This is a genomic window from Ruegeria sp. HKCCD7628 (assembly GCF_057221005.1).
The window spans coordinates 200,671-214,806 of the sequence record NZ_JBWVBA010000005.1; the positions used below are offsets into that span (position 1 = coordinate 200,671).

The following is a 14,136-nucleotide window of genomic DNA, read 5'->3' on the forward strand; positions in this document are numbered from 1 at the left end:
TGTCACGGGGCCGAGGTCAAGGGGATTTTCGCCGCATTCGATCAGCCAACAATCATCTGTTTCATGCGAAGGGCTTCGTATTCTAGCTCTTTCAGGCGGAAATGAACGACGTCGCCAATGGTAATCACGCCGCGCAGGGCACCACCGGCGAGAACCGGCATATGGCGGAACCGCCCCTCGGTCATGGTTTTAAGAACTTGGTTCAGCGGGTCATCAGGTGCGCAGGTTTTGACCTCACGCGTCATCAGGTCCTCGACCGATTGAGGAAGCGTCTGACCGGGGGTGTCGGCCATGCGGCGCACGATATCGCGTTCCGACAGAATGCCTTGTAGTGCGCCGTTTTGGTCTGTCACCAGAACCGCCCCGATCTTCTTTTCCTTCAGCGTGTTCACCACCGAGTGAATCGTATCGTTCGGACGCACCGAGAAGACCGCGTCGCCCTTGCCCTCAAGCAGTTTCGCCACGGTCGTCTGCGAGTGTGACAGGTTCGAGTCGACCGACTGGCTGCGAGTGCTGGTATCGGCTTTATCGCCGCGGGTCGGTGGCTGGTAAGAGCTTGGGGCCATGGGCAATCTCCTTCTGCTTTGTTATTTACCTTAGCGCAGCCGAGCGACCTGTATAGGGTGCAATTGCCCTATCCGGGGAAAACTGCCAAAAACCAAGGATATCTGATCTTTTGTCCGACCTCTATTTGACACCGCCCATCGCGGCATTGATCTTTTTTGCAGTGGTGGTCTGCGGGCACAACTTTCGCATGACATGGAAACAGCAAGCGCCGGGTTGGCAGAAGAAAGCCTGGCTGTTCGGTTTGCCTGCCGGCATTGGCCTTTTGGTTTTAGGCTTCATGCCGCTTAAACTCTGACGTTGGTTTGACTCTGATCAGAGGCGCTGGCATATGCCGGGCACGTTTTCTTAAAAGGGTGCTGTGATGCGTCTTGTCCCCGTTTTGGCTGTTGCTGCGCTGGTGTCTGGCTGTTTGTTCGACAAAGAACCAGAGGTCGTGCGCCTGTCTGGCGAAACCATGGGAACGACCTTCAACATCACCGCCATCGGCGTGGACGTGGACGAAGAAGCCTTGGCAGACGCGGTCGATGAGACTCTGGCCGAGGTCAACGCCAAGATGTCCAACTGGGATCCGACTTCCGAGGTGTCCACCTTTTCTGCGTCGGAAAGCACCGATGCCGTGGCAGTATCTGACGAATTTGCGTTGGTGATTGATGCGGCAAATGACGTGCACGAGAAATCGGGCGGCACGTTTGACGTCACCCTTGGCCCGCTGATCGAGCTGTGGGGCTTTGGCCCGCGCAAACCCGAAGATCCAGTGCCATCGGATGTCGAAATTCAGGCCGCGTTAGACAGCGTCGGTCAGTCCCGCCTGTTGACGCTGGACCGCGAGGCTGGGACGCTGGCCAAATCGGATGCGGGTGTAGGCATCAACTTGTCGGCCATCGCCAAAGGCTATGGCATTGATGCGGTGGCCGAAACGCTGCGCGACGCCGGGATCGAGAATTACATGGTCGAGATCGGCGGCGATCTGGTTACTATGGGTCAGAATGACAAGAACGAGGCCTGGCGGATCGGGATCGAAAAACCTGAAACCAGCGTGCAGGCCATTCAGTTGATCGTTCAGCTTGACGATCTGGGGATGGCGACCTCGGGCGATTACAAGAACTTCTTCGAACAGGGCGGCGTGCGCTATTCGCATATCATCGATCCAGTGACAGGCCGCCCGATCACGCACCGGACCACCTCGGTCACGGTGCTGGCGCAAAACGCGATGATGGCCGATGCCTGGGCCACGGCCATGTTGGCGCTGGGGCAGGAAAAAGGGCTGGAACTGGCCGAAAAGCATAAACTTGCCGTGTATTTCATCTCGCGGGATGTGACAGGGGGCGAAGATGCCTATATCACGGTCCATAGCAGCGCGTTCAAAGACGCGTTGGGCAGCAACTGACGGATACGGATCATGAGCACCTTTATTCTGGCTTTCATACTGTTGGCTCTTGTGATGGTCGGCATGTCGCTGGGTGTGATGCTGATGGGCAAGACCATCAAGGGCAGCTGCGGCGGTCTGAACGCGATCTCGGGTGCGGATAAATGCGTGGTCTGTCAGAAAGATGTCGACCCAAACAGCCCGCTGCGTGATCAGTTGCAGTGCAAGCGCGCCAAGAAGATGCTGGAACAGATGGAACGCGAAGCGCAGGCGTAAATTCCGCTTCGCCGCTGACGCGGAATTGGTTAGCCTCAGCCCCGGACGATCAAAGGGGCGCATCCGTGGCCAAAGCCAAAAACATCCTGTTCATCATGTTCGACCAGCTGCGCTGGGATTACCTGAGCTGCTACGGCCACCCGCACCTGCATACTCCGAATATCGACCGGTTGGCCGCGAAGGGTGTGCGATTTGACGGGGCTTATATCCAATCACCCATTTGCGGCAGCTCACGCATGTCGACCTATACCGGGCGCTATGTGCATTCGCACGGTGCCTCGTGGAACGGCATCCCGCTAAAGGTCGGCGAAATGACGATGGGCGATCATCTGCGCAAGGCCGGAATGGAGTGCTGGCTGGTCGGCAAAACCCATATGCGCGCGGATGCCGAGGGGATGGCCCGGCTGGGTCTGGAGCCTGACAGCCTGATCGGGGCCCGTGTGGCGGAATGCGGTTTTGACGTGTTCGAACGCGATGACGGGATGTTGCCCGAGGGGCCGGATGGCTATTATGATCCGGACGGCGCGAAAGAGTACAACAAGTACCTCACTGCCAAAGGGTATGAGAGTGACAACCCGTGGCACGACTTTGCCAATTCCGGTCTGGACGCAGATGGCAACGTACTGTCTGGCTGGTTCCTGAAGCACTCGACCGAGGCGGCAAATATCGCCGAGGAAGACAGCGAAACCCCATACCTGACCGGGCGCGGGATCGAGTTCATGGATACTCATGACGGCCCCTGGTGTTGCCATCTGAGCTTCATCAAGCCCCATTGGCCTTATATCGTGCCCGAACCCTATGCCTCGATATACGGCCCCGATGACGTGCTGCCGGTGAACCGGTCCAAGGCTGAGCGTGACAACGCACATCCCGTTCTGCGCGCTTTCATGGACACAAAGATTGGCCAGACATTCTCGCGGCAGGATGTGCGCGAGGCGGTGATCCCCGCCTACATGGGTCTGATCAAACAGGCCGACGATCAGATGGGCCGCCTGTTCGACTGGATGGAAAAAACCGGCCAGATGGAGGACACGATGATCGTACTGACCTCGGATCACGGCGATTTTCTGGGCGATCACTGGATGGGGGAGAAGACATTCTTCCACGACGCTTCGACCAAAGTGCCGCTGATCATCTATGATCCATCGTCCGCCGCTGACGCCACGCGCGGCACGGCCAGCGATGCGCTGGTGGAATCCATCGATCTGGCCCCGACCTTTCTGGATGTGGCCGGTGGCGCAGATGCCTCGCATATCCTCGAAGGACATTCCCTGTTGCCGATCCTGCATGGGACACAGGCGGAAACTCCGCGGGATGTGGTGATTTGCGAATATGATTATTCGGCCTCGCCACTGGCGGAGAAACTGAATGCCTCGGTCCGCGATGCGGTGATGTTCATGGTCGCCGACAGGAAGTGGAAGCTGATCCATTGCGAGGGTGGCCATCGTCCTTTGCTGTTTGATCTGGAAAACGATCCACAGGAATTGACCGATCTGGGCGACAGCGCCGACCACGCCGACATCATCGCGCAAATGTATGAGCATCTGTTTGCGTGGACCCGCAGGCAGTCTCAGCGCACCACGCGGTCCGAGGCGCAATTGATCGAGATGCGGACCAAAAGCCGGGGCCGGGGGGTTGTTGTCGGCATCTATGATGAAAACGACATGCCGTTGGAGTTGACGGTGAAATACCGAGGCCGCAAAGCGCGCCCGTATCGGGAGATTGTCGGCAAGGATTAAATTCACCGCGTCTACGCCAAAAGGCGGTTCACCCGGCGTCGGCCAAGGGGTAAAAGGTCAGGCAAGAGCAGCAATCCCGGAGAGTCCGAATGACCGCCCCCAAACCTGTCGTCCTGTGCATTCTTGATGGTTGGGGTCTGTCCGAGGACACCAAGGCCAACGCCCCCTATCTGGCGCACACTCCAACATTTGATGCGATCATGGCGCGGGGGCCGCACGCGCGGCTGATTACACACGGCCCTGACGTGGGTCTTCCCAGCGGTCAGATGGGCAATTCCGAGGTTGGCCATACCAATATTGGCGCAGGCCGCGTGGTGGCGATGGATCTGGGCCAGATTGATCTGGCAATCGAGGATGGGTCATTTTTTGAAAACGCGGCCCTTCAGGATTTCATCGCCAACGTTAAGGCGGTGGGCGGCACGGCGCATCTGATGGGTCTGGTCTCGGACGGGGGGGTGCATGGGCACCTAAACCACATCGTCGCGGCGGCCAAGGCGATCACAGATGCGGGCGTGCCCGTGGCGCTTCACGCGGTGACCGATGGCAGGGACGTGGCGCCCAAATCGGCTTTCACATATATCGCCGAGCTGGAAGAGCGTCTACCCAAAGGCGCACGCATCGTCACCGTCAGCGGGCGCTATTTTGCGATGGACCGCGACAATCGATGGGAGCGTGTCAGCGAAGCCTATGCTGCCATGATCAACGGGCAGGGGCGGGCGGCGAGCACGGCGCATGGGGCCATCGACCACGCCTACAATCAGTCGGAAACCGATGAATTCATCGTTCCCACGGTGCTGGACGGGTTCGACAGGGTGAGGGATGGCGACGGTTTCTTCTGCCTGAACTTCCGCGCCGACCGCGCCCGCGAAATTCTGCGCGCGATTGGCGAGCCGGGTTTTGCCGATTTCGACACCGGGCCGCGTCCGCATCTGTCGGCCTTGCTGGGGATGGTGGAATATTCAGACGGCCACAACGCCTATATGACCACTGTATTCCCCAAGCGAGACATCGTGAACACCCTCGGTGAATGGGTGGCCAAACAAGGTCTGCGTCAGTTCCGTTTGGCCGAGACCGAGAAATACCCCCATGTCACCTTCTTCCTGAACGGCGGCAAAGAAACCCCTGAAGTGGGCGAGGACCGCTTCATGCCTAAATCGCCCAAAGTCGCTACTTATGATTTGCAGCCCGAGATGTCCTCGGCCGAGGTGACAGCGAAATTTGTTGAGGCGATTGAGGCCGGGTATGACCTGATCGTCACCAACTATGCCAACCCGGATATGGTCGGCCATACCGGCGATCTGCAGGCGGCGATCAAGGCGTGTGAGGCGGTGGATCAGGGGCTGGCACAGGTGATTGAGGCGCTGAACAAGGCAGGGGGTGCGATGATCGTGACCGCCGACCACGGCAACTGTGAAATGATGTTCGACCCCGAAACCGGCGGACCGCACACGGCGCATACGCTGAATCCGGTGCCAGTGGCCCTGGTTGGCGGCCCTGAGGCCGCAACTTTGCGCGACGGACGCCTGTCCGATTTGGCCCCCACTTTACTAGACCTGATGGGGTTGGACCAACCGCCGGAAATGACTGGGCAGAGCCTGCTGTCATGAGGCTACGTGCGGCTCTTGCTTTTGTTATTCTTGGATCACCCGTTTACGCGCAGACAGATCCTGCTACGGCGGCATTGAATGCAGCCCGGCAACTGGAGCAAGCGTCAATCACCCTGACCGAGGCAGACAGCGCCCGCGACAGGGTTCGCGCCCTGACAGCAACTATTCAGGCCTATGAGGCTGGATTGACGGCCATGCGCGACGGGCTTCGACAAGCGGCCACACGCGAAGCGCAACTGTCCGCCGAGCTGCGGGCACGCGAAAAGGACGTCGCGCAGCTGCTTGGTGTTTTACAAACCATAGAAACAACAAGCCCGCCTGTTTTGATGCTGCACCCGTCCGGCCCGCTCGGGTCGGCGCGCGCCGGGATGATGCTGTCCGAGGTCACACCCGGCCTGAACGCCCGCGCGCAGTCGCTTGCGAGAGACCTGCAAGAAGTACAAACACTACGTTTGCTGCAGCAAAATGCATCCGAGACACTGGTCGAGGGGTTGGCTGGAGTACAAACCGCGCGCACCCGTTTAAGCGAAGCCATCGCCGACCGCACCGACTTGCCTCGCCGCTTTGTCGAAGATCCGATCCGCACAGCGATCCTGATCTCGTCCACCGAAACTCTGGACGGGTTCGCCAGCGGGTTGTCTCAGATTTCCGAGGGTGAGATTGCAGCCACAAACGCGGATGTCTCTGGTAAGAAAGGGCAGATACAGCTGCCAACTCAGGGTGTCATTCTGCATCACGCGGACGAAACAGATGCTGCGGGCGTAACACGTCCCGGTATTGTGCTTGCAACGCGGCCTCGGGCAATTGTTACATCCCCGACTGCGGCAACGATCCGATACCGCGGACCACTGCTGGATTTAGGGAATCTGGTAATTCTCGAACCTCAACCTGGGCTTTTGTTCGTGTTTTCGGGCCTGCAGGAGGTTTACGGTGAGACCGGACAGGTCATCCCCGAAGGCTCTCCGGTTGGCTTGATGCCCGGTGAGACACCCGAAATAGGCGCTATTTTGTCAACAAGCGGTGATGGCACTGGAACTGACCGGTCAGAAACGCTCTATATAGAGGTAAGACAGGATAATAGCCCCGTGGACCCGGAATCTTGGTTTCGGACCGACAAGGATGGATAAACGAGTATGAAGAAATTTGTGATGGCCGGTCTGGCCGGAACCCTGGCAGGCGTAATTGCAACAACTCAGATTGCTGGGCCGTTGCTGGCGCAAGAGGCCGAAAGCAAGGCCAGTGTCTACGAACAGCTCGATCTGTTTGGCGACATTTTTGAACGCATTCGCGCACAGTACGTGGAAGAGGTCGACTCGGAAGATTTGATCGAAGCTGCAATTGACGGGATGCTGACATCGTTGGACCCGCATTCCAGTTACCTGTCCCCGAATGACGCGGAACAGATGCGCGTGCAGACCCGAGGCGAATTTGGCGGGTTGGGAATCGAAGTCACACAAGAAGAAGGGTTTGTGAAAGTCGTCTCGCCTATAGATGGCACTCCGGCGGACGAAGCTGGAATCGAAGCGGGCGATTTCATCACGCATGTCGATGGTGAAAGCATTCTGGGTCTAACGCTAGACAAGGCCGTTGATCTGATGCGTGGCCCGGTTGGGTCCGAGATCGTGATCACCGTGGTGCGCGAAGGCGAGCAGGAACCATTCGACGTTACAATTGTTCGCGATACTATCAAACTGACCGCCGTACGCGCGCGGACTGAGGGCACCAGCGTTGTATTGCGAGTGACCACGTTTAATGATCAGACCTTCCCGAACCTGCAGGCCGGTCTGGACGAACAGATCAAAGAAATCGGTGGAATCGACAAAGTTAACGGCGTCGTACTGGACCTTCGAAACAACCCTGGTGGATTGCTGACACAAGCCATCAAGGTTTCGGACGCCTTCCTGAACGAAGGCGAAATCGTCTCGACCCGTGGTCGCGATCCGGGTGAGGGCGAACGGTTCAACGCTACCGCCGGCGATCTGGCTGAAGGCAAGCCGATCGTGGTTCTGATCAACGGCGGTTCTGCCTCGGCCTCCGAGATTGTGGCCGGCGCACTGCAGGATCACCGCCGCGCTATCGTTGTCGGCACCAAGAGCTTTGGCAAAGGCTCGGTCCAAACGGTCATGCCGTTGCGTGGCGATGGAGCGATGCGTCTGACCACATCGCGCTACTACACTCCTTCAGGACGTTCGATTCAGGCACTTGGGGTCAGCCCGGATATCATCGTGGAACAGCCACGCCCTGCGCCAGCGACCGAAGAAGAGGAAGACAACCGTCCCTCACGCTCCGAAGCTGACCTGCGTGGAAGCCTCAACAATGACAGCCTCAGCGAAGATGAAATCCGGCAAATCGAAGAAGATCGCGCGAAAGCCGAAGCAACAGCGGAGTTGCGCGAAGAGGATTATCAGTTGGCTTACGCAATAGATATCCTCAAGGGTTTGTCAGCCTTCAACCCGAACGGCCCATCCCAATAACAAGAAAGGGCCGCTCAAAAGGCGGCCCTTTTCTACTCCTCGATCTTTCGTAATTTTTCTTCGTTCAACCGTAGGGCAAGGATTACTCCGACCGAGACGGAGAGAGCGGCAAAAACAAACGCCATATTCATTCCAGCATCAAACGCCGAAGCGATCGCGGCTTCAACCTTTTCACCTTCGGCCGAGCTGAGTTTAGCCATGACAGCTTTTGCAGAGTCCGTGGTGAGCGTGCCACCGTTTATGGCCCTCTGATCGGTCTCAGACATCTGAATTCCGTCCGCGCCGAGCTGTCTGGCAAGGCTGGACAAGCTAGTGACGTACATAATGGCCGTGGCAATCGCGACCGAGATCGCCCCGTACACGAGATGGGTCATAAAGCTCAACCCGCCTACAAGTCCGGCGCGTTCAGGCTTGACTGCGCTGACGGCGGCTGTACCCGAAGGCCCGACCGTTAATGTTGCACCAAGCCCGATCATGGCCATGCCTGGCAATATCTGGAAATATCCAAGCCCAGTTGGCATCGCCACGATGCTGATTGCTCCAAACGTGGCGAACAGATACCCCCATAGCAACAGGCGTTTGGGACCGAAGTCGTTGTACAGAGTACCGGAAACAATGGATCCGACTGCCAGCAACATGGTGAGGGGCGCCAATCCCAGCGCCGAGTGAAAGACGGACCAGCCCAGAACCTTTTGCATGTATTGAGGGAAATAAAGTAACCCTACAAAAACCGCCGACACATTGAACATATTCAGGCCCAACGTGATCCGAAACTCGCGATTTTGCATCATTTGAGGCAACAGCAACGGTTCTTTCACGCGCTTTTCGACCTTTGGAAAGGCAACGAACAAAGCAGCGCTAACGAAGAACAGCATCAGAAGCGGCGGCGACACCCATCCCCAATCCGCACCAACGTCCAGCCCGTAAAGTAAAAGCAAAACGGCAAAAGACAAAACGGCCATCCCGGCAAAATCCAAATGTTCGCCCTGTTTGTGTTGGGTTTCCCGCTCCATCAGCACCAGCGCGGTGACCATTGAAATGGTTGAGAACACCACGTTAGCCAGGAAAAACAAACGCCAGTCACCAAAACTGACCGCCGCGCCACTGATCAGCGGTCCGATGACGTTCCCGGTCGTGACGCCAGCGAGGATCATCCCCATAATCATCGCGCGATGTTCAGGCTTCGATATTTTGGTCGCACCAAAGGCCAATGTACACGGCCAGACACAGCCCGCACCGATGCCCTGTAACGCCCGAGACACGATCAGAAAATCCAAACTGGGCGCAAAAAAGCACATAAGGGACGCGAACAGAAAAATAACAAGGCCGTTCAGCATCATACGACGATGGCCAAACATATCTCCCATCCGCCCGCCGGCGACCATCGTCATCGCAAAGAACAGAGCATAGATGTTCAAAACCCATTGAGTACTGGTGATATCCGCGTCAAAGCTGTTTTCGATCGCCGATACCAGGATCAATGCACCGGTAAAATCTATTCCGATGCCAAACCCAGTCACCATCAACGCGATGACTTTGATTATGCTGGTGCGATCCATGTAAACATCCTGAGTCTAAAAAATGGAACCAGTGATGCATGAAATTGGTTTTTAAGATAGAAAAAAGAGGGAACGTATTCGCAGAAGGTTAGTCCGAAGCGCTGTGTGACCTGCGGAACGCTTGCTTCAACATATCCAACTCGGCACGCAACAGCTCAACCTCGACCCGCAGATCATTTTCAACCGGTGAGCCTGCAATGATCGAGAAATCGCCTAGCTTTTCCGAGGTCGCTTCATCGACAACTAAAAATGTGTGCACCCCATCCGATAAAGCTGAATTGGGGACCGGCACAGTTAAACGCCATCCGTCATCCATCTCTGTCAGTTCGGTGTCCACGATTTCCTGATCACGGTATCTGACCTTGACGCAAGGTTCTTCGTCTGCGGTCAGATGAGCTTGCCAAATGCCGTTTTCAAGAAATAGAGGCGTGAGAGAAAGCTGTTTCATTGACGGGGCCTCACAAATCGGCTCGGTGGTGTCGGCAGAAAGTCAGATCGTGCAGCACAACGCTGTTCATAGAAGGACGGTCAAAAATCACGTCCAACCAGACCTTCTGAATCCGCTGTTCATTCAAAGGCAGATGCGCCAGGTCAAAATCGATCACGTGGGACATATCACATCGCTCTAACCCGCGCAGCACCTGATCTGTGTTCGGTCCGTGCTGTATGTTCAGCCGGGCCATGGCGCTTATCTCGCGTTCCGTCTGCAAACCGAGATCGACCCGGAAAAAATGCTCTTTGGTCAGATTCCGGGTCGCTTCAGATGGAAGTTCCACTGATACCGATAGGAACGACCCGCTGAACGCAAATACCTCTGTGCTTAGGCCGAACGGAGCGAGGTCTTTATCCCTGGTATTCCTGATTTGTCGCGCGGCTATCTCACACAGGGCGCAGTCATGGAACAATGTCACCTGGCCGTCCAACTCTGCTTTGCGCGGGGCCGACGCAACACCTCGGCGGGGCAAGGGCCGACGCCACAAATCCGGACGCCAGGACCAATCCGTTCCAAGAGGTTTGGGAAACTGCTCGGACCCGACCGACGGCCACCTTAACCTACTGTCGGCTTGAGAAATCAAACTGTCCAGATGAGAGCGCAGTTTGCGGGCTTCATCACGTTGTTTTCTCAACTCCAGCGTTTTTGTAGCCGACGCATCCTGCGCAGCTTGGCGCCAACGGGCAAGAACCCGTTGGTGTATATAGCGATCCAGAAGTTTGCCCATGGTCCCATCGCCTGAAATTGCCCTTCTTTAATCAAAGACCGGGTCAAAGATAAGGCTCAAACGGTGTAGCGGGGATTAAATTTTGATTTTTAGCTAACGCTTTCTAGTGGGCAGGCGGTTTGTTGTCTGATAGGCGGTCCACCGTTCTTGCAATCGGTCGGGCCAATGCGTACCGTCCGGCACCTGATTGCCGTGGATCATCCGAACACTACGTACCACAACCTTGAGGCAGGGCCGGGGCATGGAACCCACTCTTTTTTCATTCATTTGGAAATATTCCAAGAAACAGCAGCTAATTCTGTTGGTTCTCACCGTCTTGTCTTTTCCGTTTCTCTACGCCTCATTGGAGTTGCCGAAACAGATCATCAATGACGCGATTGGCGCGCCGGCAGATACCGTCACAGTGTTCGGAATAACGGTCACACAAGTTCAGTACCTGCTGATCTTGTGTGTGGCATTTCTAGCCACGGTCATCGCCAGCGGGTTGATGAAGATGCGCATCAACACCATGAAGGGCGTGCTGGCCGAGCGGATGCTGCGGCGTCTGCGGTTCACCTTGATCCACCGCACCATGCGGTTCCCCAAATCGTACTTTGCCACCACCAGTCAGGGTGAGTTGGTGTCGATGATCACGTCTGAGGCCGAACCGATGGGCGGGCTGATGGGTGACGCCATCGCACAGCCAGTGTTCCAATTCGGCCAGATGATGACCATCGTGACCTTTTTGTTCATGCAAAGTGTGTGGTTCGGCCTTGCCAGTATCGCCCTGATCCCATTGCAGGCGTGGCTGATCCCAAAACTGCAGCGCCAGATTAACCTGTTGAACAAGGATCGTATTCAGCAGGTGCGACAGCTGAGCTCGGAGATTGGCGAAAGTGCAGCTGGCATCAGTGATCTGCGCGCGAACGGTGGATGGCGTTATCGCCTGGCGCAGTTCAGTTACCGACTTGGGACTTTGTTCGAGATTCGCTTCAAGATTTACAACAAAAAGTTCTTCATGAAGTTCCTCAACAATCTAATCACTCAGATGACGCCCTTTCTGTTTTATTCGGTCGGCGGTTATCTTGCGATCACCGGAGAGGTCACGGTCGGCGCGCTTGTTGCGGCTCTGGGCGCGTATAAAGATCTGAGTGGCCCTTGGAAGGATCTTCTGACCTACTACAATCAGGTTCAGGACATGTCATTGCGCTGGGAAATCGTGACCGAGCGTTTTGCGCCGGACAACATGATCCCGGAAGAGCTGTTCGTAGGTGAGCCTGAAACGATCCCGCGCCTTACAGGCGACATCGAGTTGCACAATGTGACTGTCCGCGACGATGACGGCAAAACGATCCTCGAAGACATCGACCTGACGATACCAAGTGGCGCTCGGGTCGCCATCAAGTCGTCGAGCGCAGCAGAACGAAGTGCTCTGGCACAGGTGCTGACACGCGAGTTGTTACCAGTTCAGGGCGATATCAAGATCGCAGGCCATAACCTTGCGAGCCTGCATCAAGCCGTCATTGCCGCCCGTATCGGATACGCCTATTCGCGCCCGTACTTGTTTGACGGGACATTGGGCGACAACCTCTTAATGCCGCTGCGCACCCATCCGCAACAATCAGATGAAGAAGCGAATACCCAAACACGGTGGAAGATAGAAGCCGAGCGATCCGGGAACCCAACCGACTCACTTTCCGCGGAATGGATTGATCCGGGCCTTGCGGGGCTGGAAAACGCTGACCAGATTCGCGACTGGTGGTTCGAGCTGGTCGAAGCGATGGGGATCGACGAGTTCATGTTCCGCCGCACTTTGCGTACACAGTTTGATCCAGCGCAACATCCGGCGCTGGCGCGCGACGTTGTAGCGCTTCGCGAGAGCGTCGCGCAGCGGCTGCGCGAAAAGAACCTGGACCGATATGTGTACCGGTTCGATCCCGACCGGTTTAACCCGGCTGTGCCGTTGGGCGGCAACCTGCTGTACGCAGCCCCGTCCCGCGATATTTCTCCGGACATTCTGGCCGGTGACGGGCGGTTTCTGGCAATGCTGCGGGCACATGATCTGGATGACGAAGCAATGGCTATAGCCCGGGCCGTTCTGCACACGCTGAACCAGACTTTCGGGCGCGATGGAACAGATCACCCTCTGTTTCTGCGGCTGGGCATGACAAAGGACATGTACTACCGTCTGCTGGACATCGAAGATCGCCGTAAGGCCAAAGGCGACGATGCCATCAACGAACGTGAGCGTGCATTGCTGCTAACCGTTCCGTTTTTGTTGACTGCCGAGCAAATTGGCCCCGACTTTCCCGATGAATATAAGGAAAAGATTCTTTCCATCCGCAGCGGTCAGGCCGAAAGGTTGCGCGCCTCAATGAATGGCATGTTCATTCCTGTCGCCCCAGACACCTATATCGACCGCATGACCGTTATGGAAAACGCACTGTTCGGACGGATTTCTCTTACAGCGGGTGCCCACGCCGAAGACATCGAAGATGTAGTCGCCGAAGCGATGAACGAAGCGGGTCTGCGCCGCCGCGCAGCGGCCATCATCTATGACCTACCATCGGGTCTGGGCGGGAACAATCTCCCGACAGTATTCCAGGAACGTGCGGCCTTTTCCCGTGCAGGGATCAAGCGGCCCGACGTTCTGATTCTGGACACAGCGTTGGCAAGCCACGATTCGGAAAGCCGTTTGCGTACACGTCTTAAGCTGCGTGAATTGCTGCCCGACTCAATCATGATTTTCATGGAAAACCGGTTTGACCATCCCGAAGCCTATGACCTTTTTGTGGAAATCAAGGACGGTCGGATTGACGGCGTATCTAAAGCTCGCGTTGAAGACGAGCCGGATGCCACGGCCGATTTGAGCCGCAAGCTCAAGATCATTTCCTCGACCGAGCTGTTTTCGGGCGTCGATGGACGCAACCAAAGACTGCTGGCCTTTTCTGCCCAATGGTATGACGCAACCGCCGGTCAGGTGATCTTTTCACGCGGACAGGCTCCAGATGCCGCCTATTTGTGTATTTCTGGTCAAGCGAGGCTGGAATGGCCCGAAGAAGGCGGAGAAGCGCGGCCGATCTCGGATGTCGAACCTGGTCGACTGATTGGGGATCTGTCCGTCATCACAGGCGATCCGCGCCAATTGGACCTCGTGGCTGTTAGCGATTGTTCTTTTTTACGGATAGGAGCCGAAGAACTACGCGCTGTTGTTGATAGCGACGCAAAAGTCGCAACGCAGCTGTTGCAAACAGTGGCCGGGTACCTGACATCACTCGCCGTCCGTGTAAACGAAAAGGACTCGACCATCTTCTTTGAAGGCACCGACGCTGCAGGTCCGGAAACTTGA

At 56.5% G+C, this 14,136-nt stretch carries 13 protein-coding genes; 8 read left to right on the plus strand and 5 right to left on the minus strand.

What is annotated here, in order from left to right; all coding sequences use genetic code 11:
- Positions 1 to 41 precede the first annotated feature (41 nt).
- Entirely contained in the window at positions 42 to 566 is a 525-nt protein-coding gene (locus tag AC2TAD_RS13320; RefSeq protein WP_480868207.1) for a CBS domain-containing protein, read from the minus strand.
- Positions 567 to 676: 110 nt separating this feature from the next.
- On the opposite strand from AC2TAD_RS13320, the gene AC2TAD_RS13325 reads away from it, so the two are divergent.
- The 7 genes from AC2TAD_RS13325 (at position 677) to AC2TAD_RS13355 (ending at position 8,029) form a co-directional block, all read left to right on the plus strand.
- Positions 677 to 862, plus strand: a complete 186-nt coding sequence (locus tag AC2TAD_RS13325; protein ID WP_170755743.1) for a hypothetical protein — start codon at positions 677 to 679, stop codon at positions 860 to 862.
- A 66-nt stretch (positions 863 to 928) separates the two neighbouring features.
- Positions 929 to 1,954 carry an FAD:protein FMN transferase gene (locus tag AC2TAD_RS13330; protein WP_480868208.1) on the plus strand — a complete coding sequence of 342 codons (1,026 nt, stop codon included), beginning with the start codon at positions 929 to 931 and terminating at the stop codon, positions 1,952 to 1,954.
- Positions 1,955 to 1,966: 12 nt separating this feature from the next.
- Positions 1,967 to 2,209: a (Na+)-NQR maturation NqrM gene (gene nqrM, locus AC2TAD_RS13335; protein WP_480577330.1), complete on the plus strand. Its 243-nt coding sequence runs from the start codon at positions 1,967 to 1,969 to the stop codon at positions 2,207 to 2,209.
- 65 nt (positions 2,210 to 2,274) lie between these two features.
- Complete coding sequence (locus AC2TAD_RS13340) at positions 2,275 to 3,948, plus strand: sulfatase-like hydrolase/transferase (RefSeq protein WP_480868210.1); 1,674 nt, start codon at positions 2,275 to 2,277, stop codon at positions 3,946 to 3,948.
- A gap of 89 nt (positions 3,949 to 4,037) precedes the next feature.
- Positions 4,038 to 5,555 (plus strand): 2,3-bisphosphoglycerate-independent phosphoglycerate mutase, encoded by a 1,518-nt coding sequence (gene gpmI / locus AC2TAD_RS13345; RefSeq protein ID WP_480868212.1) that lies wholly within the window; start codon positions 4,038 to 4,040, stop codon positions 5,553 to 5,555.
- Positions 5,552 to 6,682, plus strand: coding sequence for a murein hydrolase activator EnvC family protein (locus AC2TAD_RS13350; protein ID WP_480868214.1), 1,131 nt, complete (start codon positions 5,552 to 5,554; stop codon positions 6,680 to 6,682). The genes gpmI and AC2TAD_RS13350 overlap by 4 nt, the downstream gene beginning before the upstream one ends.
- A gap of 6 nt (positions 6,683 to 6,688) precedes the next feature.
- On the plus strand, positions 6,689 to 8,029 hold the full coding sequence (locus tag AC2TAD_RS13355; RefSeq protein ID WP_480868216.1) for a S41 family peptidase: 1,341 nt from the start codon (positions 6,689 to 6,691) through the stop codon (positions 8,027 to 8,029).
- A 32-nt stretch (positions 8,030 to 8,061) separates the two neighbouring features.
- On the opposite strand, the gene AC2TAD_RS13360 is transcribed toward AC2TAD_RS13355, so the two are convergent.
- The 4 genes from AC2TAD_RS13360 to AC2TAD_RS13375 form a co-directional block, all read right to left on the minus strand.
- Positions 8,062 to 9,588 carry an MFS transporter gene (locus AC2TAD_RS13360; protein WP_480868218.1) on the minus strand — a complete coding sequence of 509 codons (1,527 nt, stop codon included), beginning with the start codon at positions 9,586 to 9,588 and terminating at the stop codon, positions 8,062 to 8,064.
- An 88-nt stretch (positions 9,589 to 9,676) separates the two neighbouring features.
- Complete coding sequence (locus tag AC2TAD_RS13365; RefSeq protein WP_170755750.1) at positions 9,677 to 10,036, minus strand: hypothetical protein; 360 nt, start codon at positions 10,034 to 10,036, stop codon at positions 9,677 to 9,679.
- Between the two features lie 10 nt (positions 10,037 to 10,046).
- Positions 10,047 to 10,808, minus strand: a complete 762-nt coding sequence (locus tag AC2TAD_RS13370; protein ID WP_480868220.1) for a DUF6478 family protein — start codon at positions 10,806 to 10,808, stop codon at positions 10,047 to 10,049.
- A 93-nt stretch (positions 10,809 to 10,901) separates the two neighbouring features.
- Entirely contained in the window at positions 10,902 to 11,051 is a 150-nt protein-coding gene (locus AC2TAD_RS13375) for a hypothetical protein (protein ID WP_480868222.1), read from the minus strand.
- Between AC2TAD_RS13375 and AC2TAD_RS13380 the strand changes: the two genes are divergently transcribed.
- On the plus strand, positions 11,050 to 14,136 hold the full coding sequence (locus AC2TAD_RS13380) for an ABC transporter transmembrane domain-containing protein (protein ID WP_480868224.1): 3,087 nt from the start codon (positions 11,050 to 11,052) through the stop codon (positions 14,134 to 14,136). The genes AC2TAD_RS13375 and AC2TAD_RS13380 overlap by 2 nt on opposite strands.